Source organism: Streptomyces sp. NPDC087901 (assembly GCF_044742205.1).
Taxonomy (GTDB): Bacteria; Actinomycetota; Actinomycetes; order Streptomycetales; family Streptomycetaceae; genus Streptomyces.
On sequence record NZ_JBIUUC010000032.1, the window covers coordinates 1 to 23,258 of the forward strand.

Sequence of the window (23,258 nt, forward strand, 5' to 3'; positions counted from 1 at the left end):
GGCGCGGTCTTCCTGTTGCCCGTCCAGGTCAGTGTGCTGAGCGTGCCCAGTCCGGCTGTGACACCTACGAACCTGCTCTACAACGTGGTGGCTGGCCCCGGCGCCCTCCTGCGCTACCGGCGGGCCGGACAGTTGGGCGGGCCGCTGACCCGCCTCCTGATCGCGGGCACCGTTCCTGGCGTCCTCATCGGAGCCGTGATCCGCGTCTTCGCCCTTCCCGGCCCGCGCATCTTTCGCCTCCTCATAGTGGCACTGCTCCTGTCCCTCGGACTGTGGTTGTTGCTCCGGACCGTACGCCCGGCCTCGCCCCGGGCCCAGGGCCAGCCTTCGCCCCGCGCGACGACGTCGCTGGCCCTGGCCGTCGGCGTGGTCGGCGGCATCTACGGAATTGGGGGCGGCTCGCTGCTCGGCCCCATCCTCGTCGGCCGCGGAGCGCCGGTTGCCACGGTCGCACCCGCCGCCCTGGCCTCCACGTTCGTGACCTCCATCGTCGGCGCTGCCACCTACGCACTGCTCTCTCTCGCCACGACCGGCGACGTCGCTCCCGACTGGCTCCTGGGCCTGTCCTGTGGCGCCGGTGGCCTCCTCGGTGGTTACCTCGGGGCACGCCTGCAGCCGCACCTGCCCGAGACAGCCCTCCAACTCCTGCTCGGTACCCTCGCCACCGGGATCGGTGCCCTCTACGCAGTCCAGGTCCTTCGCTGACCCTGCAATGCTCAGCCGTTCCCGAGCGCCGAAGTGCTGTCGGAAACTCGTGAACATTCCGGCCGGACGTAGCACCTCAGCGCCTCCCAAACTGACGCCGAAGTGCTGTCCGTTCTCGCGTACAGAGCCAGTTGTCCGACGACATCGAACTTGGACCGTTTGCCATCGGTGTTGGACCGCAGCTGGACCAGCCAGGCAAAGCATCGGCGGCAGACCCGTGGGCTTCCCGTTAGGCGTCGTTCACGCCCACGAGTTCTTGACGCTGGCACTCATACTCGACGGCCACCTTCTCTGACGCTCGCACTGCACGGAACACCCGAACCTGGTCCCACTCGGTCAGCAAGCGATCGCTCTTGCTGGCGTTGCACGTTCGGCACGCTGGGACCAGGTTCGACGCGTGCTCCCACCCACCGTGCGTGGCCAGAGGCCGTATGTGATCGACCTCAGTCGCGGCGGCACCGCAGTACACACAGGGAGCCTCGGCACGGATCCGCTCGTATTCGGCGGCGGGTACTGGCCCAGCCACCTGGGCGGCCAGCTTGCGAGCCCGATACGCATTCCCGCTCGCCCGACTGATTGCCGCTCGCACGTCTGCCGGGATCTGCGCCCACCAGCACGGTCCGCACCTCGTCGTCCGACCCCGAAACTCTTTCTCGCAGTCGGGGCAGATTCGGTCAGACATCCGGCAGTCGTTGCACAGGGCACGGTCGCTCCAGTGCACCGTTATGCAGTCCTCGTTGGAGCACTCCCGCTCAACCGTCCGGCACGATAGACACAGCAGCGTCGTGCCGCGATAGGTGTTCTCGCACTCGTCAGCCCCGCAGGTCCGGTCAACGGCCCGGTGCTCCCAGCAGAGCCGCGTCGTTCCTCTGAACACGGTTAGACACTCGGGGTCGACGCAGGTGCGCTCGGGGGTCAAGCAGGCCCGGCAGTGCCGAGCATTCCCTTTGTAGAAGGTGTCGCAGCCATCAGAGGCGCACTCCCGGAAGATCTCCCTGCACGCCGAGCAGATTCGGTTCGATGCGCGGAAACGGTGGGTGCACCCGTCGACCAGGCACTCCCGTTCTGGGTACCGATGGCCCGAGCAGTACCGGCCGCCGGCTGATGTGAACTGCCGGCCACAGCCCGACTCTTTGCAGGTGGCGGTCCGCATTCGATGTCGGGTGCAGAACTTGTTGGTTGCGGTGTAGACGTGATTGCAGGACGGGTCAGCGCAGACCCTCAACCTCGGTGGCAACGGCTTCTCCTTCGGCCAAGTTGCCGATCCTAGGAGTACGGTCTGACAATCCGATCGATACCTGATAGGCCCCACGGCCCTCCGCGTCTCGATCCAACTTCGATGGCAATCGATCCAAGTTCCATGTCAGAGGACACCGGACAGGGCGCGGCGGTCACCGGACAGGGCGTAGCGGCGAGGCCGTTGTCGAGGTCCTCTCCGATCTGCTCGCACAGCGGAGCGAGGACGTCCGACGTGGCTGGGTCGGACAGGTACGCCGGGGCGACTTCGAGCATCAGCTCCCCGTGCTGGTGGGTGGCGGCGGCGAGGTCGTCGACGACGCGGTGCAGCTCGGTGAGCGCGGGATCCGCCTGTTGCATGCCCTCAGCGGCGTCTTCGACCGTGGCCGGGCAGGCCGGCCGGGATTGCGTACACGCTGGAGCCGCTCCCGGTGGTGACCGGCTTCGCCCAGCCGTGCGTCGGGGCCGCCGGCACCGGGCGCAGCAGCCCCTTCACGACGGGGCGGGTGACGGGGGCCTGTATCGGTTCTCCGGACAGTGGGCACCGCTCACCCTCGGGCATGGGGTGCTGGGCGAGGGTCTTCTTATGGGTGACGCGGGCCCAGGTGCCGCAGGCGCACTCGTAGCTGTCCTTCAGCTCCTTGCCGGACAGGACGACGTGCCAGGACCTCGCGCACGGGCCGGATCCGTCGGGCGCCGGATGCTCGTAGAGGTGGCCGTTGCGCAGGCTCGCCTTGGTCTTGGTGCTGCACTCGGGGCAGATGTACGGCTTCGTCGGTGCATGAGTGTGCCTGGGCATATCCCCACCTTTCACGTCGCCGTGGCCCCCGCCCTGTTCGTCAACGCGCCGCAGAGGTGGAGCGGTGAGGTTCTCCCCCGCCCGGCCGCAGTCCACACTCGATAGCCACGTCACCCACGTGCAGGCGAGGAGGAGCGCGATGCTTAGGGCCTGTCCGGCGGATCTTGTGACTATCTCGGTCTTGGTTCGTTGGCATGCTCATGGGGCGGGGAGATCTCACAAGCGAAGAATGGGCCCGGCTGAAGCCGCATCTGCCGAATTCCAGGCAGCGTGGGGGACGTTGGAGCAGCCACCGCAGGATCATCAACGGGATCCTGTACCGGAACCGGACCGGGGTCCCATGGCGAGATCTGCCTGCGCGTTTCGGGAAGTGGAAGACTGTGTACGAGCGGCATCGACGCTGGTCAGCGGATGGCACATGGGACAGGCTCTTCGCGGCTGTCCTGGCCGATGCTGACGCGGAAGGCCGCATCGACTGGTCGATGGTGAGCGTGGACTCCACCTCCTGCCGGGCCCACCAGCAGGCCGCCGGAGCACGCAGCAAGCCTCCGAGGCTGCCGGGAAAAGACGCACGCCCCAACAGCACCGTCCCGACGAGGGACTCGGACGCTCTCGGGGCGGCCTGACCTGCAAAATCCACCTTGCCGGTGATGGCGGACGCCGCCCACTGGCCCTGCTGATCACCCCGGGCCAGTGGGGCGACGCCCCGCAGCTCATCCCGGTCATGGAGCGTGTCCGTGTCGCCCGGCTGGACGGTGGGCGACCCCGGACTCGGCCTGACCATCTCGGCGGAGACAAGGCGTATTCCTCCCTCCGCAATCGTCGCTACCTGCGGCGACGCCAGATCAAGCACACGATCCCCGAACCGAAGAACCAGCGGGCCAACCGTCAGCGCAGAGGCAGCAGGGGTGGTCGGCCCGCAGGCTTCGACAAGACGATCTACAAGCGCAGGAAACGAAGTTGAGCGAACGATCAACGCACTGAAGAACTCCCGGGCCGTGGCTACGAGGTTCGACAAGCGCGCCTACATCTTCCACGGCACCGTTACCCTCGCCTCGATCAGACTCTGGCTCCGGCCATGATCCTTCGTTCGGACGCGTTCTAAAACGTCGCCAGCTTCCGCACCACGCCAGCTGCCCTTACATAGCGTTCCGGCTCGTACAACTGGGCCCGCCCCAGTGGTCCTGCGCTCTCGCTATGCGCGACGAGTCTGAAGATCAGTGCACGGACCAGCATCTGCGGCCAGTCAGGGTGGCCGCTGCCAGCCGTGAGCAGGTCAGACGGGAGGTCGAACCACAACAGGCCGTCTGCAACCACGATGGCCTCGGCAAATACCGGGGGCCGCCAATATGGGGAAAAGTCGATCACAACCGGCACTTGATCCGTAGCGAACAGCACATTGCCCGTGAGATCGCCGTGGATGAGTTGAGCTGCGTCCTGCTTCACCGGGCGCCACAGCTCCAGCAGGGTCGAGAACGGTGTGGCGAGGTCGTCAATTACGTCGATGGCCTGCTCGCCCCACGCGACTCGGTCGGCCACTGCCCAGGGATGTACCTGCCGGTCAAGGAAGTCGGGCCGCGGCAACTCTCGCAAGGCGGTGTGGAAGGCGCGGCCGGCGCTGAGCACGCCGGTCCAGTGCCCCTGCGGACCAGGTTGACCGGTCAGGAACTCGCTGGCAGTCCAGCCGTCCACGACACTTCGGCCGTCGGCGGCCCGCAGCGGCAGCGGAACGCGGAAGCCACTGCATGACGCCAGCTCCTCGAACAAAGAAGCTGCCCACTCGACCTCGTTGGCAGGGCCCTCAGCAGGCTTGAAGACAAACCCACCGATAAGAACGCTTCGGCCCTGCCCACCAACCAGCGGGACAGCCGCCCCCTTCACACCGAAAGCATCAAGGACGGCAGGGGCTGGGATGGCATTGCTCGGCAGCTCAGTCACGCCGGGCATCCTGCCGACATCACCTTGTCCAGCGCACCTTGTTTTCGCTCAGCGCCGTCCTGCACACACAGGCGGCCGACAAGATCCGCCGGACAGGCCCTAGGAAGACCGACCCCGACAACCCATACGGCTACGACCCCGAGACCAACACCGTCCGAGTCGGACAGCACGACCTGGCGCAGCTGCTGCTGATGTTCCGTTCGCTGGTTCGCGAGCAGAAGCCAGGCAGCTGGGAGCACATGAGGGATTACGACGTGTCCTTCGAGCACCTGGCCGACCGCTGTCGACGCCGCTGCCAAGGCCCGGCAGGGCACCCGCTGGAATGGCCCCGACCTCCGGATGCGCTGCACCACCACCGAGGACGTCTACGACTGGCCGGAGGGCGCCCCGTACGACGGTGGGACGACGGTCACGTGGAACGTGCCGGGCTACGGCTCCCATGCCACCGATGACGACTCCACGGACCTGCCCACATCGCTGTGCGGCTTCAGCTGGTCGAAGGAGGAAGGGCGACGGGTGAAGGGTCTGCCGGAGTGTCACGAGTGTCTGCGCGAGGTCCAGCTCGGCGCCGAACGGCCCCGCCGCAACTGGGAGTGACCGTGGATATGCGTTGCCGCCCGGATGGCTGCTGGTTGATACGGCGGTGGCTACGATCGACAACGCCCTTAGCCGGTAATTGCGATGCCGGGGACGGGGCGTTGGTGTTGTAGTGGGTGGCTCTGGGCGGTCCACCGCCCGATAGGCCGGTCGGCAGTTCGTCGTCGCTAGTCTCTGTGCGTGGCGCGGCCTGCGGTGAGCTCTGGGCGGAGGGGCACATGGACTTTGAAGCACGTGTTGCAGCGATTCGGGCCGACGTGGCGGAGGTTCTCGTGGCGGAATTGGATCGCACGCACGACGAAGTGAATCTGTTTGAGCTGGGTCTCACCTCGCTGGACTCGATCGAGATCGCCGCGAGGCTGCGAGACCTCCATGGTCTAGAGGTCACAGCCAGCACCTTGTTCAGATTTCCCACGATCAAGGAGCTTGCAGGCCTGCCGATAGCGGCGGATCGAGGTCGGCGGTGACCATCCTGGTGGCCTTGCTCACCCTGGTACTAGGTGCGGGGCTCGGATTCCTATCCAGTCTTCTTCTGGAGCGCCACCGCCAGGCAAACATGGTCGCGGCCAAGGTCATCGACGTGTACTTGGAGCTTCGGAAGCAGCTTTGCGAACGGGTGAGCGAGCTCGCGGGCCTGCAGCTGGATGCCCTGCCCACCGAAGCGGAACTGCATGCCAAACGCGAGGCGATCTCTAGCCTGTACTACCGCTTCTACGATTTCACACCGAAACGGGTGCTTCAGGAGCTGAATTGCCTCTACGCCTGCCTCGGTGACCGCGAGAACCGGCTCTACGTGATTCGGAACGATGAACTGCGGCTCGCTAGGGAGGAGGACATGGCTGCGTTGATCGAGGACACCTCGTTGCTGGGAAACTTCAGGTTCTACGCGTTGGTCCCGCTCAAGGGCGGCAATCGTGATGCGCGCCGAGCGGCATCGATCAACTACCAGGCGCGGCGGGTGTTGCACGTGATCAACCAGGACCTGACGATCCGTTCCCTGCTTGAGTGGTCGCGCAGCCCGCGCAAGTAGGAATCCGCGACAGGGGTTGAACCGTTCTGCTCTTGCTCGAACGACTCGTCGTACGGACCCTCAGTCGCTGGTGGCTATCCGAGCCAGACGATGTTCAGGACGGTCAGACGGTGCAGGGGCCTGTTCACCCAGTAGGTGAGGGAGACCTGGCCGACGGACGCGTAGCGCACATCCCCGCACTCCACGTCGTCGGCGTTCCACTGGCGAAAACCCCACGGGTCGGCCGCGGCGGCACCCACGGCGTGATCTGCTGCTGCAGTTCACCGAGCTCCACCGCGACACCCGCACCCGCCCCAGCACCGGACAGCTCCCCCTCGACGGCACCCTCATTGCACCCGAGGCATCCGGACTGCGGGAGATGTCCAGCCGCGACGTCATGGACGCCGAACTCGGCGTCCTGAAGATCGACGTTTCCCAGCACCTGATGACCCACCACCACCGTCTACTCCGCGAGATCGGCGCCACCGACGCCACCCACCTCAAGAACATGCACCCCGGCCAGCAGATCCTCGTCGCCGGCGTCCGGGCCTCCACCCAGACACCCCCCCATCCCCTCAGGCAAGCGCGTCATCTTCGTCACCCTCGAAGACGGGTACGGACTCGTCGACATCGCCTTCTTCGAAGACAGTCACGACGACTGCGCCCACACGATCTTCCACCACGGCCTGCTCCTGGTCCGCGGCACCGTAGAGGCCCGCGGCCCGCGCCGCACCGTCGTCGGCACCATGGTCTGGGACCTCGAAGAGCTTGCCGCCGCCCGCCGCGACCACGGCCCCCAGCGCGTCCTCGACCTCCTCGGCCACACCACCCCGGCCCCCACCCCCGCCCAGAACACCCACGCACCGGCCAAGGGCGAGTCGGCCCGGACGCTGCCCAATGGCACCGCCGGCGCACGGCTTCACCCCTACGCCGACCGAATCCAGCGGGTTCCGGGATTCTCGTAGGAGATGCACGCGGAACCTGCGGGGATATGGATGGGGAAGGGACCAGAGGCCGACAGGTTGGCGAGGCTGGTGGTTTTGGATGAGGAGCCCGGGACCTCGTGGTGTATCTGCAACGGCCCGGGAACCAGGCACAGATGAGCCTGTTCACCGCAACCCCGGCGGCCCCTGACGACGCGGTCCGCGCACTCGTCGAGCACATCGCGATCCACCCGGACGACCAGGGCCCCGGGGAGAGTCGCGTTCGCCCGGTTTGATCATGGAATCCCGTGGAGGGTGAGGGTGGCTGCGGGGTGGGTGTGGGCTCGTCGGCCGCTGGCGATATTGGTCCATCCGGAGCGGTGGAGGGTGGCGCGGGCGAGGTCGCGCAGAGCGCTCATGACGGCAGGGGTGCGGTGGCGGCGAATCTGGCTGGAGTCCTCGGCGAAGGTGACGTCTTTGGTCCAGTGGACGGTGTTCTCGATGATCCACTGGCCACGTGCCCAGGCGGCGATTTCAGCAGGAGATGCCTGGTGTGCGGCGAGATCGGTGACGGCGTAGACGGTTTCGGTCTGCCACTTTGATGTGCCGATCCGGCGGCGTTTGTGGTGGATGCGAACAACCTGGCGGGCGTGAGGGAACAGCAGAACGTCCACGCTCACCACCTTCACCTCGCGGACCTCTTCGCGGCCGTGGCCGCGGTCGCGGGAACGGTTGAGAACCGGCACGTGCCGCCAAGGCAGACTCGTCAACTGGCGAGCCAGGGTGGGCTGGTTGCTCTTCACCGACAGCAGGTAGTGGGCCTTGCGTTCCTCGACGAGGCAGCAGGCGTGGCTCGTCTGGGCGTGCAGAACGTCGACGGTGATGACGGAGCCGGTCAGGTCCTGATCATCGATGCTGTCCAGCAGCGGGATGAACTCGGGTATTTCATTGGTCTTCGCGCCGATCTCACGCAGAGCGGCGGTCAACCCATCGTGGTGACGCACGGCGGTCAGAACGAAGACGCGACTGCCGTCCGCGCGGACCGCGCCACGCAGGCATTTGCCGTCCACGGCGAAGGCCGAACGACGCGGTCGCGGCCGGTCCGTCTCGCGCCGGACGGTGCGGTGGGAGCGGCGCTGTTCGCGCTCAACGCTCCCGTCCGGGCCGGTTGCGCGCACTGGGTGGGGCTGGAGTGTGGTGAGCCTAGTGAAACCGGCGGCGGTGAGTGCCGCAGGGTCGACGCGGGCGAACACGTCGCGCAGGGTGCGCTCGCCTGGCGCCCTAAAGCGTCCGGTGAAGGGATCGAAGGGGCAGGCAGCCCAGCCGAGCGAGTACGTCCTGGTCGCAGCGGCGTACCCACTCTGCGATAGCGGTCAGAGAGTTGTGACCGGCGCTGGTGAGAGCGCACACGCCGACCGCGAGCAACGTCGCCAGCCGGAACCGCACCCCGCGTGGACTGCGTGGATCGGGCACCCGGGCCAGTGCGTCGAGCAGCCCGGACGGGACCACTGCCTGGGACCGTCACGCCCCGCACGCGGTCTGTGGCAGAGCGAACGGGCAGGACGGTGGTGCATCGAGCACGACGGCGTTACCGCGAGCGAACTGGTTCGCCGGCCGGAACGGCGAGTTCTTTGGTCATGAAGACGCGGCTGGTGCCCGGCGGATCGCAGGGCACCTCTCCCAGCCGCTTCCACCCGTGTTTCTCGTAGAAGCCGGGGGCCTGGAAGGTGATCGTGTAGAGCACGGCCGTACGGCAGCCGCGGGCGTGCGCCTCGTTCTCGGCCCGCGCAAGGATCTCGGTGCCCAGCCCGGTGCCGCGTAGCTGCGCAGGTAGGTAGAAGAGGTCGAGGAAGAACAGCCCGAGCGAGGTCCGCCCGGTCAGTCCGCCGACCACCTGCCGCGTTGCGGGATCACGGACCAGGACGGCGAGCGGTCTGCGGTCCGCGACTGCGGTGTGCTCGGTGTTGAAGCGGTCCAGCGCGTCCGAGATCACCGCGACGTCCGCCGGGGTGGGAGCGTCGATGACCGCAAGGTCGCTGTGGGGCCAGGGGCGGTGGGAGGCGGTGGCGGTCGTGTCGGGGTCGGTCATGGTTACTCCAGTACGTGAGCGGAGGCTCGGCCTCGCGGGCGGATTGCAGGTGCAGGGCCGGCGGGCTCTGCGTACGTACCGACGCTAGGACGGGAACGCTTCGACGGACGTCGAAGGGTCATCGGCGACAATGGGCACCGTGGACATTCACCGCGCTGGTCAGGACGTGGGCGTGGACCTGGCAGGCGTGGCCAGGCTGCTGGCCGACGGCACCCGGGCCGCCTTCTGCCTCGCACTGCTCGACGGCCGGGCATGGACGGCGAACGAGCTCGCGCGCTATGCCGGCATCGCCCCGTCCACCGCCACCTCACACCTGAACCAGCTCGTGAACGGCGGACTCCTCGTCGAGGAGCGGCACGGACGCCACCGCTACGTACGGGTGGCCGACCGCAGGGTGATCGAGCTGATCGAGAGCCTTGCCGCGCTGGCTCCCCAGCGCAGCACCCCGCCACGTTCCCTGTCGGCCTCCGGCCGGCAGCAGGCACTGGCCCGCGCGCGGCTGTGCTACGACCACCTGGCCGGAACCGTCGCACTGGCGATCACCGACGCCATGGTCGAGCGCGGACTGCTGGAATGGGGCCCCGAGCCGGCCCTGACCGACAAGGGCGCCCTCTGGCTCGCCGAGACCGGCATCACGGTGCCCACCGGCTCACGCCGACCCCCGGTACGCGCCTGCCTCGACTGGACCGAGCGCCGCCCCCACCTGGCCGGCGCCGTGGGCGCCGCCCTGTGCGCCCACGCACTCGCCACCGGATGGATGACCCGCAGCGGCACCACCCGCGCCCTCCTCGTCACGCCCACCGGCCGCCGAGCATGGCACGACCACCTCGGCCTGCCACCCGACGAACTCTGACCCCGAGCCGGATCAGGCCACGCCGACACTCGATCAAGTCGGGCGAACAGGACTCTCCCCGGGGCCCTGGGCCTGAGTAACCCGCCAGATGCGTCCATCGTTCGTCGTTCCGGGGCTGCATTGCAGCCGAAGGGCGCGGGCCTCGACGCTAATGCCGGTCGACGTGGCAGCCCGGCGGCGGGCGCGGACTCGGGGTTGCCCGTGGTGACGGGCTTCGCCGGCGAGGCGGGCGGCAAGGCCGGCGCGGGGCGGGCCGGCGGGTTTCGGGGGTGCAGGAACATCGGCGTCAGATCGTGCGCTAGGAACTCCTAACGAAATGATCTTCCAGGTGATTGGATCGCTCCAGAACTGATGATCCGGGGGTGCGGGGTGGCTCGGCCGAAGCCGTGGGAAGTCGATGACGAGTTGTGGGCGGTGATCGAGCCGCTGTTGCCCAAGGTTGAGCGCCGGACCCGGCACCCCGGGCGCAAGCGGCATCCGGACCGGCACGTGTTCCAAGGCATCCTGTTCGTCCTGCACACGGGGATCGCCTGGGAACACCTGCCGCACGAACTCGGCTTCGGCTCCGGCATGACCTGCTGGCGCAGGCTGGCCGAGTGGACCGAGACCGAGGTGTGGCCGCGACTGCACAAGGCACTCCTCGCCAAGCTCCGCAGCGCGAACGCCCTGGACTTCTCCCGGGCGGCCGTCGACGGCTCGCATATCCGCGCGTTAAAGGGGGCTCCAAGACGGGACGAAGCCCTGTTGACCGGGGCAGGACGGGCAGCAAGCACCACCTGATCACCGACGCCACCGGCATCCCGCTCGCTGCCACCCTGACCGGCTGCCACCGCAACGATGTCACCCAGCTGATCCCACTGCTCCAGGCTGTGCCGTCCGAGCGGGGCAAGCGTGGCCGGCCCCGGCGCCGCCCGGACGTGGTGCTGGGTGACCGCGGCTAAGACCACGACAAGTACCGCCGCCTGGTCTGGGACCTCGACGTGAAGCCGGTGATCGCCCGGCGGGGCACCGAGCACGGCTCGGGACTGGGCACCCAACGCTGGTAGTGGAGCGCGCATTCGCCCACCTGCACTGGTTCCGCCGGCTGCGGATCCGCTGGGAGATCCGCGACGACATCCACGATGCCTTCCTCACCCTCGGATGCGCACTCATCTGCTGACGGCGACTGCGCGCTCTGGTGACCGCTGCCGTGGGCTAGCTGTCTGCCGCTAGCCGGTTAAGGACTTCCCTGGGGGTGAAGCTCCAGCCGACCAGACGCGGCCCACTCCAGTTGATGCCGATCACGAGTCCATCTTTGGCGGCATCGGGCAGTACAAGATCGCACCAGGCGTCCAAGGGTATGGAATCGACGCGAAGCCCACACCCCCATATCTTCGCCGCCCTCTGAGCCCGGGGCGAGGTCGACCAGAAGGGAAAGCTTCGCGTGCCGTCCGTGGAGAGGTGAGTCGGACTTCCGTCATCATCCCGGACAAACCAGACCACTCTGTTTTCACGGACGTCTCGGAAGAATGCCGCCGCTTGCGAACCGCTCTGACTCATGGCCACCGAGCCTAGCGTTCCGCAAAACCCATTTCGTTAGGAGTTCTAAGCCTCCGTCCTGGGCGGCTGGCGGCTCAGCGGCGGGACCGGTCTGAAGTCGTCCCACAGATAACACCCCAATATCTGCGGTAGCTTGATCCGCCACCTGCGGTGACGTTCTCCGGCGGCTGCATGAAGCGGCCCCATTATCTGCGGCAAAGGGGAATCGGTGTCCATCGTCGTGCAGCTGTCAACGGGGAAGGCTGTCCTTTGACAGCGAAGTTAGTCGGGCCGAAGTTGCTGACCTGCGCGGACTAACTTCGCTGTCAACGCAGTCGCGTGACGCTTCTTTCGGCCCGGACCCCCTGGCAGCCTGCGCCGACTGAGTTGGATGGCAAGGAGCGCCATATGGAAGGCCAATCTCTTGCAGTGAACCCGCGTCGGCCGCCCGCGGGCCGGTGTGGGCCTTCCTCTTTTGCCGGGGCATGTACCTCCCGGCAGCGGTGGTTCCGCGCGATAGCGGGCTCACGCGGCGCTACGAGGTTCACGGCGCCGGTACGGCACCGATCTGCTGCATCACCCCGAGGAGATCGGGCTGGCCCCGTTCGCCGACGATCCGGCCGTCGGCCAGGTAGTAGAAGTTCATGGCCTGTACCGAGATCTTGTTGCCGCTCGCCGGGATCCCGAAGAATTCACCGTCGTGGGTTCCCCGCATGGTGAACCGCGCGGCCACGGTGCCGCCTTCGGTGACCGTCTCCTCCAGCGTCCACTGGACGTCGGGGAAGGCGCTGCGCATCATCCCGATGACTTCCATGTACCCATCGGGCCCTCGCAGTGGTTCCGGGTGGCTGGGCGCGTGGAACACCGCGTCCGGAGAAATGACCTCGCGGGCGAGATCCTCGTTGCCCGTGTTGATGAACTCGACGAAACGGTTCATCACTGACTCGGTGGACTGCGATGGCATCTTGCTGTGCCTCTCCAAAGACGTTTGGGCGGGTACCTGCGAGCGTAACATCGAATCGATGTTCACATCGATTCGATGTTCGCGCAAAGATGGACTCATGCTGGAACTCGCGATACTCGGCTTCCTCGCCGAGGGACCCCTGCCCGGACATGAGCTGCGCCGCCGCATCTCGCAGCTGACCGGCTATACGCGGCCGGTCAGTGACGGCAGCCTGTATCCGGCGATCAATCGCCTGACCAGGGCGGGCTTGATCGAGCGGCGCGCCGACCCGGCCGCGGGGGCGGCCCGATACGTGCTCAGCCTGACCGTGGCCGGACGAGCCGACATGCTTCAGCGCCTGCGCAAGCCCGCCGACCACGAGATCACCGACTTCACCCGGTTCTACGTCGTCCTGGCCTTCCTCTCCCACCTGCCCGACGTGGCCGAACAGCACGCGGTGCTGCGCAGACGGCTGGAGTTCCTGGAAGAACCGGCGAGCTTCTTCTACGACAACGAGCGGCCCATGCGTGCCGAGGAGATCGCCGACCCCTACCGGCGGGGCATGCTGCTCACCGCCCGCGCCACCAGCCGCGCCGAACGGACCTGGCTGCGCGAGACCCTCGGGCAGGAACCGCCCGCATTCGACACCGCATGCACCGACAGCGATCCGCATGCGCCCGCCGCTCCCGCGAGCTGACTGTCCACGGAGGTACACCCATGCTTGCTTCCTGGCACGACGACCAGGGACCCGCCGCCGACGTCCTGCACGTCGGTGAACTCCCTGATCCCGTCCCCGGCCCCGGCGAGGTCCGCGTCCGCGTCACCGTCTCGGGCGTCAACCCCGGCGACACCAAGAAACGGCGCGGCTGGCTCGGCTCGTCCATGCCCTTCCCGCGGGTGATCCCGCACAGCGACGCCGCCGGAGTCATCGACGCCGTGGGCGACGGAGTCGACGCCCGCCGCGTCGGACAACGGGTCTGGGTATATGGCGCCCAGTCCTACCGCCCCTTCGGCACCGCCGCCCAGTACACCGTCGTACCCGACCACCAGGCCCCACCCCTGCCCGACCACCTCAGTGACGAGCTGGGGGCGAGCCTCGGCATCCCCGGCATCACCGCCCACCGCACCGTGTTCGCCGACGGCCCGGTCGACGGCCAACTGGTCCTGGTCCACGGAGTCCTTGGCGGCGTCGGCTCCCTGGCCGCCCAGCTCGCCCACTGGGCCGGCGCCACCGTGATCGCCACCGTCCGCCGCACCGCGGACCTCGACCGCGTCGACCCGGCCGTCGCCCACGCCATCGCCCTGGATACCGGCGATCCCGCCGCTGCCATCCGCTCGTACGCCCCGCGGGGCGTCGACCGGATCATCGAGGTCGCGCTGTCCGACAACGCCGATCTCGACAGCGCCGTCGCCGCCCAGGGGGCGGTCATCGCCGCCTACGCCACCCGCTCAGACCGCACCGAGATCCCTTTCTGGCCGCTGCTGTTCAACAACGTCACCCTGCGGCTGCTCGGCAGCGACGACTTCCCCGCCGAGGCCAAGCGCCAGGCCGCCCGCGACCTCACCTCCGCCGCCGCCGTCGGCGCCCTCACCGTCGCCGTCGGCGACCGTTACCCGCTGGACGACATCGCCAAGGCCCACGACCACGTCGATGCCGGCGGTGTCCACGGCCGCATCCTGCTCACCATCCCTCAATAGCGCAGACTCGGAATAGCGGCCCGTCACCAGCAACCCCCGTGTCATCAGGTCCCGCCACACCGGCCGCCCCGACGCCGTAACGAAGGAAGTGCGGCCGACCGACTCCATCAGGCCGACCGACCGCAGGTCCTTGCACGCGTTACGGACTATCTGCACATCCGCCGTCCCCGTTTGCGTGACCGGCGTCGGGGGGCGCGGCGGGCGCTCATCGGCTGCCCCGGTCCCACGGAATCGGATACGTCACCGTGGATCGCGGCTGCGGCCGTGGCGGAGCCTTCCGCGCCTGGGGGAATTTGATCGGGTACGAGGCAGTGGGCTGTGGCCTCGGCCTGGCCGGCGGCCTCTGTGTCCCGGAGGACTTGACTGGATACACAGCAGTCGAGCCCGGCAGGGGCGCTTCAGCCGGGCCGTCGGCCGTGCTCGACGGATTACCGAACGCGACTACCGCCAGCCCGACCATGACCATGATGGACATCTCCCGGCGCCCACCCGCAGCCCACCGGGAATGAGCTTTTACTTTCGTTCCGTCCCTGCGTACGTACTCACGCACCCACGGCACAACGAACCCCCTCCGCACCAAGCCGCGCTCCCTTACGCGGCCGGACCATCAAAGCAGCCGCCACTGACAACACGTCACCCGAAGATCACTTCCAGTCACGCGGCCGGAACTCGCAGCGTGCATGACGCACCGCTCCCGTCAAAAGCCGTCGGGGGTTGCTGAAGGACAGCGGCGGGCGGCGGCCAGGAGTGTGCTGACGGCCGCGGGTCGGGTTCGCTGACAACGGTGGTCCAGTTGCTGGCGACGAGGTCGAATAGGTGGGCGACCGCTATCTGCGCTTCCTCCGGGGCCAGGCGGGCGGCGGCGTAGGCGGGGCGGTGCAGGTCGTAGAACGCGTAGAAGGCGTTGATGAGGACGGTGGGCGGGGCTGGCTTCATGGTCTTTCTCTGGTCGGTCGTGGTCAGCCGAAGGCGCCGGCGGGGATGGTGGAGGTGGAGGTGCTGTCGGCGGTCTTCTCGACGGTGGAGTGGGCTTTGCGCCACAGCGGCCGGGTGATCTCAGGCAGGCTCTGGAGAGCGACGGTGAGCTGGCGGACGACCTGCCATTGCGGAACACCGGGGCCTTCGAATGCCTGGCGCAGTTCGGCCTTGATGATGGTGCGCTGCACGGAAGCGAGGATCCGTGTATCGCTGGGGGATCCGGCTGCGTAGCGCAGAGCGAGCAGGTAGGAGCGCAGGGCGCGGACGGGTTCGGTGGCGGGGGTCTGTACGCCGGCGACGACTGCCCGAGCGGGACATCTCCCGGCAACACATGAACATGATCGTGAGCTCGTCCGGGCGACCGTTCACGCGCGTTGGTTCAGGGCTCGTGTCAGCTCGCGGTGGGCGGCGCGGGCGGCCTCCAGCTCTTCGGTCCGTTCGTCGAGTTGGCCGCGTGTGGTCACGAGTTCCTGGTCGAGCATCGTGATGCGTTGCTGGAGCTGGCCGATGTCGGCCGCGGCCCCGAGGCCGGATTCGGTCCAGGCCGTCTCGCCAAGCATGGCGGACAGACGCTTCTCCAGTTGCCGCACTCTGGACGACAAACGGCTGTTGCGTTCCAGCGCGTTGGCCAGGTCGGTTTGCATCGAGACCCGGCTGACCGCCGCGAACCGCCCCTCTTGCGGTGGGGTGACGGCGGCGGCGTGGACGCGTTCGAGCAGGTCACGGTGGCGGTAGAGGAAGGTGCGGTCGACGCGTGCCGCGCGGGCGAGGCTGGAGACGGTGATGTCCTGGTTGTCTCGCAGGAGGGTGTCAAGGGCGGTGAGGACGCGTTCGCGACGGCGGGCTGAGTCGGCCCGTCGGCCGTTGGTCAAGGGGTTGGTCATGGGGTCCTTCCGGGACGCAGGTCGGGCAGGGGCTGGCGGATGCGGGGCATGCCGAGGGAGACGGTGCGGGTGCGGCGGACCACGGTGACCGCTTCCTGGATCTGGGCGCGGTCCTCGTCGGTGAGGTCTTCGAGGTCCTGGCGGACGCGTTGCACCAGTCGGCGGACGCGGGTGATGTCGTCGTCCGACGGCATCGCTTCGCTTTTCGCCCAGTTGTCGGCGTCGGCGAAGGCTGTCAGGCGTTCGCGGTTGCGCAGCAGGTCCGCGAGGTATGCCTCCAGGTCGGGAAGGTAGGAGACGTCGGTGCGGAAGTGTCCGCAGCCCACGCAGCGGAACCGCACGGGCAGTCGTGGCCGGCGGCGGCCACGTTCGAGGGTTCGGTACAGGTGCCGTAGGGGACTTGGACCGAGCCGATGGCGCGACGTGCGTGTTCGGAGTCGAGCAGGGTTTTGGCCTCGCGCCAGATGCGTGTGCCGTGCCGGTCGAATTGCATGGTGGTGACCCGGTCGACGGCTTCGCGACGGCGTTGCTCACCGACTAGTGCTGACGTCGGGTATTGGAACTGTCCGAATGCCTGGCTGTTGGGTGTGGTCTGGGGCGTCGAGTCCCCGCGGACGGACCCCGATGTGTTAGCTGTTCGTCGGGGATCGCATGGCCTTTAACCTTGCCGAGATAGGGCAGGCGGTGTGGCGGCTGATCCTGGCGGTGTGCCGAACCGTGCCAGACAGTGCCACACCTTCTTGAGCGACTGCTGGTCGTAGTGTCCGGTGCGTGCAGCGTCTCCGATGACCCGGGGGTTGAGGACCCCCTCAACGGCGATCTCGGCTCCCAGGTCGACGCACTCCTGCCCGCGGTACTCCGGGTGGCGTCGCAGCTCTTCGACGGTGAGCTCGAGTCCTGGATGCCATTCGATCGGGCATGGCAGGCGGCGGGCTGCCGCTTCCACCGCCGTCTCCTTGTAACAGGGATCCAGGACAACCGCCTCCGCATGATGCCCCAGCACGAGTGGCCCGTGGATTTGTGCCTCGATGTAGTCGTCAAGTGCGTCCTGGTTGTCGGCCTCGGCCAGGTCGATGAGAGACATGCTGGTGGCGACGCCGAAGGCTGACGGCTGGAGGAAACTGTCCGGGTAGCAAAACGTAGCTCGTGGGAGAGTCTCGGCAGTCAGCCGAAAGTGTGCGGGGCCGAATCGTGGTGCGGCGCCGAGGGACTTGCGCCGGAAGTTCAGCGCGCCGTAGACAGGCCGCTCATGTGCAGGTGCGTGGTCATACGCACCGTTGAAGATCCGGTTTTCCCAGCGCCATCGGTCGCCGCCGGGGTGGGCTGTCAGACCGCCGTTGCTTGTTCCGGTGACGAACTGCGAGTGGTAAACGCCGTCGCCTGCGAGCGCGAGCAGGATCGGCCGATCGTGCACCATGCGGTCTGGGTGAAAGTTCAGGGTCACTCGCAGCGCGGGGTCGACGGGGGCCCGGATGACAGCGACGTGACGTGACGTCGGGCCTGTTCCTGCGGTGAACGGGCTGTGTCTGGCTTCATCGGCGCAGTGTGCCCGACCTCGCTCAACTGGTGCATCCGGATTGACCAGGCAGAGCGGCGTCCCGACAGGATGGGAAGCTGCTTGACGCAGGAGACGTCATGGCCGTCTGCGTCCACTGACTTCGGCAGCATATGTGGCCCAGTCGCCAGCCATGGAGACGGAGCCAGGGCGCCGATGGCCGCGTGCCCCTTGCGGTTCGCGGCGAGAGTGCGGGCCAGCTGGGCGACGGGCTCGGGCAGCTGAACGGGTGCATTGCCGAGGTGGAGACGTACCTCCTGAGCGCCGACCTCGACGTCCTCGATGGTCAGTCGGTGGACCGCCGATGGCCCTTGTGCGTAGAGGAGGAGAAGCAGTCCTGCGAGGCGGTCTTCGGGCTTGAGGGTGTCGTCGTGCAGGAGCAGCAGATCTTCGGCGGGCTCATCTCACGGCTGGACGAGCAGGCCAGTTAGTCAGCCTTCCGCCAGACGCTTTTGAAACTGATCCCATTTCTGTGACTCAATGACGAACCAGCCGAGCAGCGCATCAGCCACGTCGGTGAGCGATCGACCCTCGGCTACCGGCAGGACCAGGGTGAAACCGTCGAGCTCACCGGCGGCACCGGGGCAGTGGGAACTCAGTGATCCGCAGCGGAGCCCTGCCCGATCAACTTGGGCACCCACCGTCGCTCCGACGGAATTGCCCGCCCTGCAGACAAGGTCGGTCCAGATCAGCAGGCCGCCGGTCTCCTGGCTCTCTGGGCACTCAATAGGGTTCCAGACCCAGAAGTCTTCTGGAGTCGGAGTGATCATTGGCCATTCGTGAGCACGCTCGGCCAGGTGCTCGACAACAGGACGCCACCGCTCGGCGAACTCCCAGTCGGTCAGACACTCCTCGAAGACGTTCACGGGCTCAATCAAACAGGAGTGCCGGCGGCCCCGCATCAAGGATCCACCAGACCCGGTCGCTTGACTTCGAGACCCGCATATTAAAGGGGTGCCGATGATGATCGTCTACGACCGTACCAAGACAGTCGTGCGCCGTCACGTTGCCCCGGGTGAGGCGGTTCCACTGCGTCCGGAGGCGGTCGGGTTCGCCGGCCACTACGCCTTCGACATCGATGTGTGGCCGCCCACCGGCCCCAGGGCAAGGGCCGCGTCGAACGCCAGGTCCTGATCGTCCGCGACCACGTTCTGTCGGGCCGGGCCTTCTCCTGCGTCGAGGAGATGGACGCCGCCTTCACCGCATGGGTGCCGAAACGGCGAACCCAGACCCACCGGACTCACCAGCAGGTCATCGGTGAGCGGGCAGCTCGTGACCACGCGGCTCTCAAGCCGTTGCCGCCGACTCCGTATCTGGTGGCGGAACGCCATCTGCAGCCGGTCGGTAAGGATTGTCTGGTCGCTTTCGGCGGGAACCTCTACTCGGTCCCGGCCCGCAAGGTCCGACCGCGTCAGCTGGTGGAGATCAGGGCCACGAAGTCGCAGGTCATGCTGCATTCCACCGTTGCCGACTCCACCGGCGAGACGCTGCTGGCCATGCATCCACGGGCCGTCGGAGGCGGGGTCCGTGTCGTCGAGGAACAGCGCTGGGACGGCCTGCCCACCGGCAAAGGACGTCGGACCACCACCGGTGATGACTTGCCCCGGCCGCGTCACGAACGCCCCCTGGGCGAGGAGGCCGGACCGCTGCAAGCCCTCCTCAACCGGGCTGCGGCCACCCGCGTCGAGGTCGGCCGCCGGCCGTTGTCGGTCTATGACGAACTGACCGGGACCCGCCCCTTCACCAGTAACCGAGCGACGAAGGAATCGTCTTGAGCGAGCTGACCGGCAACCGCATCCGCACCACGGCGACCAAGCTCGGCCTGCCCCACCTGGCGGAAACCATCAACGAGTACACCCGGCGGGCGGACGAGGAAAAGATGGGCTACCTCGACTTCCTCGACCTGGCCCTCTCCGAAGAACTCGCCGTTCGCGATGACCGCCGCTTCCGCCAGGGCCTGCGGCTCTCCCGGCTGCCGCACCACAAAACGCTGGACGAGTACGACTTCTCGTTCCAGCCCGAGCTCGACCCGCGCAAGATCAAAGACCTGGCCACCCTGTCCTTCGTCGAAGCGAAGGCCAATACCGCCCTGCTGGGGCCGCCCGGCGTCGGCAAGACCCACATCGCGATCGCGCTGGCGGTCGCGGCCTGCCGGGCCGGCTACTCGATCTACTTCACCAGCCTCGACGACACGGTCCGCAACCTCAAGGCAGCCGAGGCGGCCGGACGTCTGACAAGCAAACTGGGCTCCTACCTGCGGCCGAGCGTTCTCGTGGTCAATGAGGTCGGCTACCAGCCCCTCGAACGCGCCGAGGCGAACCTGGTCTTCCAGGTCATCTCCAAGCGCTACGAAAAGGGCTCCATCATCCTGACCTCGAACAAGACCTTCAGAGAATGGGGCCGGGTGTTCGGCGACGAAGTCCTCGCCACCGCCATCCTCGACCGCCTCCTGCACCACTGCGAAGTCGTCGCCATCAACAGCCCCAGCTACCGGCTGAAGAACCGCCTCAAAGCCATCGAGCGCGAGACGGAAGTCACCTGATCCGAAGCCTCAGACCTGCCTCAGTTCTTCGCCCGGCGGGATGAAGGCGTCGGCGCTGTCGGCATCGTCAACATGCCCGTGAGCGTCCATCGTGATGGCCGTCGCCCGGCCCTGCGACGTGATCAGCCACGCAAGAACCTGTTCCGTGAGCGGGGTATTCCCCGGGCCCTCATCTTTCCAGTGGGCCCGCCACCCGCCACCAGGAACTGCGGCTACGACCTGGTCGGCCTTTTCAAGGTGGGAGAAGTCCTCGTAGTCCGTTACGGGACGCATAGCTCCTCGCTTCGGGTCGACTACAAGCGCCGTTCCAGTTGCCGGGTCCCATGCCTCTACCCGCACCATGCGGCCGACATCGGTCCCGGTGCCATTGAAGATCGCGGTCCAGCCGGTCTGATTGAAGTAACGAAGGTCCACCGCCCCATCATCTCGCACGGCAATGAGGGCCAGTCGGCGGCTACTTGCTCTGCACGTTCATCCGTACGCACCTCTGCACATACGCGAGTACGCCGACAACTGCCCCGCCGCACGATCTGCTGCAGCTTCTGCCCCTCCTGCTCGGTCAGCCGGCGGACCCTGACCAATGGAGCCATCCCGCCCCCGCATGCTGGCTGTCGTCAATTCCAAGGGCTTCGCGGCCTGACCTTGCGCATTCTCAACTACTCTGCAGCGGGGCCAAACGGCAAGATCTCCGCCGGGCAACGAGATGAAACGCCATCCTCGTGGTTCTGTGACCTGCCAGGCTTCGAACGATGCGTCGGCCGGACACGTCAGATGCATGCCGCTGTCGAACACCATCCGCAGACCGCCGGACTTGAACAGAACCGCGGACAGGACCTTCGCTCCGAGCAGTGAAAGAGCCGCGCCCTCGTCCTGAGACTCCGGCACCAGAGGCAGGCCAGGACTGGCGTGGAGCGACCCTGTCGAGAGCCGAGCTGGCGCTTCCAGCACAACTTCCCACCCTGCGTCCAGGACGAGAGTCAGCCGAAAGTCGATGCTGATCCTGACGACACTCAGGCCTCGAAGGTCCAGGACCCACCGGTCCTCGTGCTCGACCGGTTTCACTTCTGCGCTCATCACCACACCATGGTCCACTCCGTCGCAGGCACAAAGGGATTTTGCTCCTCCTCGGCACCACCCTCTACTCCGCCGTCGATGGGCACTGCCTCTGGACGCTCAGCAGAAGCCAACTTCGCTGAGAGTGCGAGGAGAGGCGTTCGCCGCCACTCTGGCAAACCAGCAGTTCAGGGAAAGATCAACGGACAACTGGAGTGCGACGGGACAAGAGCGGCTTCGAAGGCGCCGACGAAAAAGAACCCCCTCGCCGACTGGCTGCGCGCCCGCGAAGTGGAGGACGTCGACGTGGTGGGCATCGCCACGGACCACTGCGTTCGCGCCACGGCACTGGACGCCGTAGGGCCGGCTTCCGCACCAGGCCGGAATTTGCCGTCTCCGGGGAGACCCCGGTATCGCAGTAGAACCCAGCGGACTGAGCCCCGGGGTGGCCAAGCTTTTTGACGGGAAGCCGGACAACGCTGAACTTCCGCCCGGCGCCCTGAAGAATGCCGTCGGCCGCGGCGCACCGCCCCCTCCACCTGGCCCCGGAAGGAAGTCGTCGTCGATGTGATCCCCAAGGGTGTGTACGCCTTCGCCACCGGCGTCGTGTCCGACGCGCTCGCTGCCCGTGGCGGCGGGCAGCGCCACGCCCACCGTCCGCCCCGGCCGCCACGCCGTGGCGGGTCCCCTCCCCCGCAAGGGCCCCTGCGGCCGGTAGACCGGGCGGACCCGAGGAGAAGGCAGGCGGATGGACGACGACACGACGGACTCTCGTGTGCGGCTGCTGCTCGTCTCGGACACCCATGTGCCCCTGCGCGCAAGGCGGCTCCCCGACGAACTGCTGCGCGAGACGGACCGGGCGGACGTCGTCGTCCATGCCGGGGACTGGGTCGACGTGGCCACCCTGGACCTGCTGGAACGACGCGCGCGACGCCTGGTCGGGGTATACGGCAACAACGACGGCCCGGAACTACGGGCCCGTCTGCCGGAAATTGCCCACGTCCAGTTGGGGGGCCTGCGGTTCGGAGTCGTCCACGAGGCGGGGGCGGCCCGCGGGCGGGAGGCACGCTGCGCCGCGCTCCATCCGGGCCTGGACGTCCTGGTCTTCGGCCACAGCCACATCCCGTGGGACACCAAGGCGCCGTGCGGGCTGCGCCTGCTGAACCCGGGGTCGCCGACGGACCGCAGACGGCAGCCGTACTGCACGTACATGACATGCACGGTCACCGAGGGAGTCCTCGGCGACGTCGCCCTGCACCGCCTGCCGAAGCGCTGACCCTCCCCGCCGGGGCCAGGCGGCGAGGGTCAGCGGCATAGCGCTCCTCTCACTTCCGGGTGCCGTCCCACCCGCCCCCAGGACTCCCTCGTGCTACATACCCTGGCTGCGCAAGTGGCGCAACCAGGGCGCAGAGCGGGGTGTTGCTTGGATTAGGTCCTGTTTCTCGGATCATGTGCGGAGCCAGATCGCGAGGGCTGCGAGTGTGACGGTGCCGAGGTAGATGTAGGTCCGCTTCTCGTAGCGGGTGGCGACGGCGCGGAACCCTTTGAGGCGGTTGATGGTGCGTTCGACGGTGTTGCGTTTTTTTGTAGCGCTCGCTGCCGAAACCGGTGGGTCGACCGCCTCGGGAACCCCGGTTCTTGCGGTGTCTCTGCTGGTCGAGACGTTCGGGGATGGTGTGCCGGATTCCGCGTCGTCGCAGGTAGCGGCGGTTCTTCCGGGAGGTGTAGGCCTTGTCGGCCAGGACGTGGTCGGGCCGCGTGCGAGGTCGTCCGACTCCGGTGCGGGGCACAGGAACCAGCTCCAGCACACGCTCGAGCTGAGGGCCGTCCCCGTAGTGTCCGGGCGTCAGGGTGAGGGCGAGAGGCCGGCATCGCCCTTCGGCTGCGAGATGGATCTTGGTGGTGAAGCCGCCTCGGGACCGGCCCAGGCATTCGCCG

Annotated in this window: 28 protein-coding genes and 7 pseudogenes; 16 read left to right on the forward strand and 19 right to left on the reverse strand. The window is 67.4% G+C overall.

From position 1 onward, the window contains the following. On the forward strand, window positions 1–705 hold a 705-nt coding region (locus tag ACIOEW_RS40020), incomplete at its 5' end, for a TSUP family transporter (protein WP_401970401.1). A 229-nt stretch (window positions 706–934) separates the two neighbouring features. Here ACIOEW_RS40020 and ACIOEW_RS40025 read toward each other — a convergent pair. From ACIOEW_RS40025 to ACIOEW_RS40035, 3 genes are all read right to left on the reverse strand, one after another. Next, a complete protein-coding gene (locus ACIOEW_RS40025; RefSeq protein ID WP_362557018.1) occupies window positions 935–1,858 on the reverse strand; it encodes an HNH endonuclease in 924 nt (307 codons plus the stop codon). Between the two features lie 113 nt (window positions 1,859–1,971). Beyond that, window positions 1,972–2,301, reverse strand: coding sequence for a hypothetical protein (locus ACIOEW_RS40030; RefSeq protein ID WP_362557019.1), 330 nt, complete (start codon window positions 2,299–2,301; stop codon window positions 1,972–1,974). Window positions 2,302–2,305: 4 nt separating this feature from the next. Beyond that, window positions 2,306–2,740, reverse strand: coding sequence for a hypothetical protein (locus ACIOEW_RS40035; protein ID WP_401970402.1), 435 nt, complete (start codon window positions 2,738–2,740; stop codon window positions 2,306–2,308). 200 nt (window positions 2,741–2,940) lie between these two features. Between ACIOEW_RS40035 and ACIOEW_RS40040 the strand changes: the two are divergent. Beyond that, a pseudogene (locus ACIOEW_RS40040) lies at window positions 2,941–3,822 on the forward strand (IS5 family transposase). 19 nt (window positions 3,823–3,841) lie between these two features. Here the strand turns inward: ACIOEW_RS40040 and ACIOEW_RS40045 are convergent. Further along, window positions 3,842–4,678, reverse strand: a complete 837-nt coding sequence (locus ACIOEW_RS40045) for an aminoglycoside phosphotransferase (protein WP_362557023.1) — start codon at window positions 4,676–4,678, stop codon at window positions 3,842–3,844. A 339-nt stretch (window positions 4,679–5,017) separates the two neighbouring features. Between ACIOEW_RS40045 and ACIOEW_RS40050 the strand changes: the two genes are divergently transcribed. The 3 genes from ACIOEW_RS40050 to ACIOEW_RS40060 all read left to right on the forward strand — a co-directional run bounded on the left by ACIOEW_RS40050 (window position 5,018) and on the right by ACIOEW_RS40060 (window position 6,305). Then, on the forward strand, window positions 5,018–5,275 hold the full coding sequence (locus ACIOEW_RS40050) for a hypothetical protein (RefSeq protein WP_401970404.1): 258 nt from the start codon (window positions 5,018–5,020) through the stop codon (window positions 5,273–5,275). Window positions 5,276–5,493: 218 nt separating this feature from the next. Continuing rightward, complete coding sequence (locus ACIOEW_RS40055; RefSeq protein ID WP_362557026.1) at window positions 5,494–5,742, forward strand: acyl carrier protein; 249 nt, start codon at window positions 5,494–5,496, stop codon at window positions 5,740–5,742. Beyond that, window positions 5,739–6,305, forward strand: coding sequence for a hypothetical protein (locus ACIOEW_RS40060; protein ID WP_362557028.1), 567 nt, complete (start codon window positions 5,739–5,741; stop codon window positions 6,303–6,305). The genes ACIOEW_RS40055 and ACIOEW_RS40060 overlap by 4 nt, the downstream gene beginning before the upstream one ends. A 74-nt stretch (window positions 6,306–6,379) precedes the next feature. On the opposite strand, the gene ACIOEW_RS40065 is transcribed toward ACIOEW_RS40060, so the two are convergent. Beyond that, a complete protein-coding gene (locus ACIOEW_RS40065; RefSeq protein ID WP_362557030.1) occupies window positions 6,380–6,544 on the reverse strand; it encodes a hypothetical protein in 165 nt (54 codons plus the stop codon). On the opposite strand from ACIOEW_RS40065, the pseudogene ACIOEW_RS40070 reads away from it, so the two are divergent. Together ACIOEW_RS40070 and ACIOEW_RS40075 are read left to right on the forward strand one after the other, a co-directional pair. Then, window positions 6,544–7,249 (forward strand): annotated as a pseudogene (locus ACIOEW_RS40070) (DNA polymerase III subunit alpha); the annotation flags it as partial. The gene ACIOEW_RS40065 and the pseudogene ACIOEW_RS40070 overlap by 1 nt on opposite strands. 98 nt (window positions 7,250–7,347) lie before the next feature. Next, window positions 7,348–7,503 (forward strand): hypothetical protein, encoded by a 156-nt coding sequence (locus ACIOEW_RS40075; RefSeq protein WP_362557032.1) that lies wholly within the window; start codon window positions 7,348–7,350, stop codon window positions 7,501–7,503. Here ACIOEW_RS40075 and ACIOEW_RS40080 read toward each other — a convergent pair whose 3' ends face one another. From ACIOEW_RS40080 to ACIOEW_RS40090, 3 genes are all read right to left on the reverse strand, one after another. After that, complete coding sequence (locus ACIOEW_RS40080) at window positions 7,504–8,460, reverse strand: ISAs1 family transposase (protein WP_362557034.1); 957 nt, start codon at window positions 8,458–8,460, stop codon at window positions 7,504–7,506. Window positions 8,461–8,488: 28 nt separating this feature from the next. Next, window positions 8,489–8,716 carry a transposase family protein gene (locus ACIOEW_RS40085; protein ID WP_362557036.1) on the reverse strand — a complete coding sequence of 76 codons (228 nt, stop codon included), beginning with the start codon at window positions 8,714–8,716 and terminating at the stop codon, window positions 8,489–8,491. Between the two features lie 79 nt (window positions 8,717–8,795). Next, window positions 8,796–9,296 carry a GNAT family N-acetyltransferase gene (locus ACIOEW_RS40090; RefSeq protein WP_362557038.1) on the reverse strand — a complete coding sequence of 167 codons (501 nt, stop codon included), beginning with the start codon at window positions 9,294–9,296 and terminating at the stop codon, window positions 8,796–8,798. A gap of 130 nt (window positions 9,297–9,426) precedes the next feature. Here ACIOEW_RS40090 and ACIOEW_RS40095 point away from each other — a divergent pair, with 130 nt between their 5' ends. Together ACIOEW_RS40095 and ACIOEW_RS40100 are read left to right on the forward strand one after the other, a co-directional pair. Beyond that, window positions 9,427–10,149 carry an ArsR/SmtB family transcription factor gene (locus tag ACIOEW_RS40095; RefSeq protein WP_401970408.1) on the forward strand — a complete coding sequence of 241 codons (723 nt, stop codon included), beginning with the start codon at window positions 9,427–9,429 and terminating at the stop codon, window positions 10,147–10,149. A gap of 351 nt (window positions 10,150–10,500) precedes the next feature. Continuing rightward, window positions 10,501–11,308 (forward strand): annotated as a pseudogene (locus tag ACIOEW_RS40100) (IS5 family transposase). A 35-nt stretch (window positions 11,309–11,343) separates the two neighbouring features. Here ACIOEW_RS40100 and ACIOEW_RS40105 read toward each other — a convergent pair. Both ACIOEW_RS40105 and ACIOEW_RS40110 read right to left on the reverse strand, forming a co-directional pair. Beyond that, entirely contained in the window at window positions 11,344–11,688 is a 345-nt protein-coding gene (locus ACIOEW_RS40105; protein ID WP_362557042.1) for a DUF2750 domain-containing protein, read from the reverse strand. Window positions 11,689–12,211: 523 nt separating this feature from the next. Then, window positions 12,212–12,604 (reverse strand): ester cyclase, encoded by a 393-nt coding sequence (locus ACIOEW_RS40110; protein WP_362557044.1) that lies wholly within the window; start codon window positions 12,602–12,604, stop codon window positions 12,212–12,214. Between the two features lie 124 nt (window positions 12,605–12,728). On the opposite strand from ACIOEW_RS40110, the gene ACIOEW_RS40115 reads away from it, so the two are divergent. Both ACIOEW_RS40115 and ACIOEW_RS40120 read left to right on the forward strand, forming a co-directional pair. Next, window positions 12,729–13,307: a PadR family transcriptional regulator gene (locus ACIOEW_RS40115; protein WP_362557046.1), complete on the forward strand. Its 579-nt coding sequence runs from the start codon at window positions 12,729–12,731 to the stop codon at window positions 13,305–13,307. Window positions 13,308–13,327: 20 nt separating this feature from the next. Continuing rightward, window positions 13,328–14,308, forward strand: coding sequence for an NADPH:quinone reductase (locus tag ACIOEW_RS40120; protein ID WP_362557048.1), 981 nt, complete (start codon window positions 13,328–13,330; stop codon window positions 14,306–14,308). A gap of 654 nt (window positions 14,309–14,962) precedes the next feature. Here ACIOEW_RS40120 and ACIOEW_RS40125 read toward each other — a convergent pair. The 5 genes from ACIOEW_RS40125 to ACIOEW_RS40145 all read right to left on the reverse strand — a co-directional run bounded on the left by ACIOEW_RS40125 (window position 14,963) and on the right by ACIOEW_RS40145 (window position 17,587). Beyond that, window positions 14,963–15,244 (reverse strand): hypothetical protein, encoded by a 282-nt coding sequence (locus ACIOEW_RS40125; RefSeq protein WP_362557049.1) that lies wholly within the window; start codon window positions 15,242–15,244, stop codon window positions 14,963–14,965. Window positions 15,245–15,267: 23 nt separating this feature from the next. Beyond that, entirely contained in the window at window positions 15,268–15,474 is a 207-nt protein-coding gene (locus tag ACIOEW_RS40130; protein WP_362557051.1) for a hypothetical protein, read from the reverse strand. 177 nt (window positions 15,475–15,651) lie between these two features. Further along, the gene (locus tag ACIOEW_RS40135) at window positions 15,652–16,170 is read right to left on the reverse strand and encodes a DUF6262 family protein (protein ID WP_362557052.1); all 519 of its coding nucleotides are present in this window, start codon (window positions 16,168–16,170) and stop codon (window positions 15,652–15,654) included. Beyond that, window positions 16,167–16,496, reverse strand: coding sequence for a transposase (locus ACIOEW_RS40140; protein ID WP_362557054.1), 330 nt, complete (start codon window positions 16,494–16,496; stop codon window positions 16,167–16,169). The genes ACIOEW_RS40135 and ACIOEW_RS40140 overlap by 4 nt, the downstream gene beginning before the upstream one ends. Window positions 16,497–16,828: 332 nt before the next feature. Continuing rightward, entirely contained in the window at window positions 16,829–17,587 is a 759-nt protein-coding gene (locus tag ACIOEW_RS40145) for a DUF3626 domain-containing protein (protein ID WP_401970412.1), read from the reverse strand. A 302-nt stretch (window positions 17,588–17,889) separates the two neighbouring features. Between ACIOEW_RS40145 and ACIOEW_RS40150 the strand changes: the two genes are divergently transcribed. Continuing rightward, window positions 17,890–18,156, forward strand: coding sequence for a hypothetical protein (locus tag ACIOEW_RS40150; RefSeq protein ID WP_362557056.1), 267 nt, complete (start codon window positions 17,890–17,892; stop codon window positions 18,154–18,156). Here ACIOEW_RS40150 and ACIOEW_RS40155 read toward each other — a convergent pair whose 3' ends face one another. After that, the gene (locus tag ACIOEW_RS40155) at window positions 18,157–18,591 is read right to left on the reverse strand and encodes a hypothetical protein (protein WP_362557058.1); all 435 of its coding nucleotides are present in this window, start codon (window positions 18,589–18,591) and stop codon (window positions 18,157–18,159) included. It lies immediately after the preceding gene. 76 nt (window positions 18,592–18,667) lie between these two features. On the opposite strand from ACIOEW_RS40155, the pseudogene ACIOEW_RS40160 reads away from it, so the two are divergent. Both ACIOEW_RS40160 and istB read left to right on the forward strand, forming a co-directional pair. Then, window positions 18,668–19,500 (forward strand): annotated as a pseudogene (locus tag ACIOEW_RS40160) (Mu transposase domain-containing protein); the annotation flags it as partial. Beyond that, window positions 19,497–20,267, forward strand: a complete 771-nt coding sequence (gene istB, locus ACIOEW_RS40165; RefSeq protein WP_362557059.1) for an IS21-like element helper ATPase IstB — start codon at window positions 19,497–19,499, stop codon at window positions 20,265–20,267. The pseudogene ACIOEW_RS40160 and the gene istB, both read left to right, overlap by 4 nt. Before the next feature lie 9 nt (window positions 20,268–20,276). Here the strand turns inward: istB and ACIOEW_RS40170 are convergent, their stop codons facing one another. Next, complete coding sequence (locus ACIOEW_RS40170; RefSeq protein ID WP_362557061.1) at window positions 20,277–20,681, reverse strand: hypothetical protein; 405 nt, start codon at window positions 20,679–20,681, stop codon at window positions 20,277–20,279. A 270-nt stretch (window positions 20,682–20,951) separates the two neighbouring features. Further along, window positions 20,952–21,341 (reverse strand): annotated as a pseudogene (locus ACIOEW_RS40175) (DUF6188 family protein); the annotation flags it as partial. Window positions 21,342–21,550: 209 nt separating this feature from the next. On the opposite strand from ACIOEW_RS40175, the pseudogene ACIOEW_RS40180 reads away from it, so the two are divergent. Continuing rightward, window positions 21,551–21,680: pseudogene (locus ACIOEW_RS40180) on the forward strand (isochorismatase family protein); the annotation flags it as partial. A gap of 415 nt (window positions 21,681–22,095) precedes the next feature. Further along, window positions 22,096–22,596 (forward strand): metallophosphoesterase family protein, encoded by a 501-nt coding sequence (locus tag ACIOEW_RS40185; protein ID WP_401970415.1) that lies wholly within the window; start codon window positions 22,096–22,098, stop codon window positions 22,594–22,596. A 171-nt stretch (window positions 22,597–22,767) separates the two neighbouring features. Here ACIOEW_RS40185 and ACIOEW_RS40190 read toward each other — a convergent pair. Further along, a pseudogene (locus ACIOEW_RS40190) lies at window positions 22,768–23,258 on the reverse strand (IS5 family transposase); the annotation flags it as partial.

Coding starts and splice junctions, on each gene's coding strand:
- ACIOEW_RS40025 (WP_362557018.1), bottom strand. CDS start 1,858: ATGCGGACCGCCACCTGCAAAGAGTCGGGCTGTGGCCGGCAGTTCACA.
- ACIOEW_RS40030 (WP_362557019.1), bottom strand. CDS start 2,301: ATGCAACAGGCGGATCCCGCGCTCACCGAGCTGCACCGCGTCGTCGAC.
- ACIOEW_RS40035 (WP_401970402.1), bottom strand. CDS start 2,740: ATGCCCAGGCACACTCATGCACCGACGAAGCCGTACATCTGCCCCGAG.
- ACIOEW_RS40050 (WP_401970404.1), top strand. CDS start 5,018: ATGCGCTGCACCACCACCGAGGACGTCTACGACTGGCCGGAGGGCGCC.
- ACIOEW_RS40055 (WP_362557026.1), top strand. CDS start 5,494: ATGGACTTTGAAGCACGTGTTGCAGCGATTCGGGCCGACGTGGCGGAG.
- ACIOEW_RS40090 (WP_362557038.1), bottom strand. CDS start 9,296: ATGACCGACCCCGACACGACCGCCACCGCCTCCCACCGCCCCTGGCCC.
- ACIOEW_RS40095 (WP_401970408.1), top strand. CDS start 9,427: ATGGGCACCGTGGACATTCACCGCGCTGGTCAGGACGTGGGCGTGGAC.
- ACIOEW_RS40105 (WP_362557042.1), bottom strand. CDS start 11,688: ATGAGTCAGAGCGGTTCGCAAGCGGCGGCATTCTTCCGAGACGTCCGT.
- ACIOEW_RS40110 (WP_362557044.1), bottom strand. CDS start 12,604: ATGAACCGTTTCGTCGAGTTCATCAACACGGGCAACGAGGATCTCGCC.
- ACIOEW_RS40115 (WP_362557046.1), top strand. CDS start 12,729: ATGCTGGAACTCGCGATACTCGGCTTCCTCGCCGAGGGACCCCTGCCC.
- ACIOEW_RS40120 (WP_362557048.1), top strand. CDS start 13,328: ATGCTTGCTTCCTGGCACGACGACCAGGGACCCGCCGCCGACGTCCTG.
- ACIOEW_RS40125 (WP_362557049.1), bottom strand. CDS start 15,244: ATGAAGCCAGCCCCGCCCACCGTCCTCATCAACGCCTTCTACGCGTTC.
- ACIOEW_RS40135 (WP_362557052.1), bottom strand. CDS start 16,170: ATGACCAACCCCTTGACCAACGGCCGACGGGCCGACTCAGCCCGCCGT.
- ACIOEW_RS40145 (WP_401970412.1), bottom strand. CDS start 17,587: ATGGTGCACGATCGGCCGATCCTGCTCGCGCTCGCAGGCGACGGCGTT.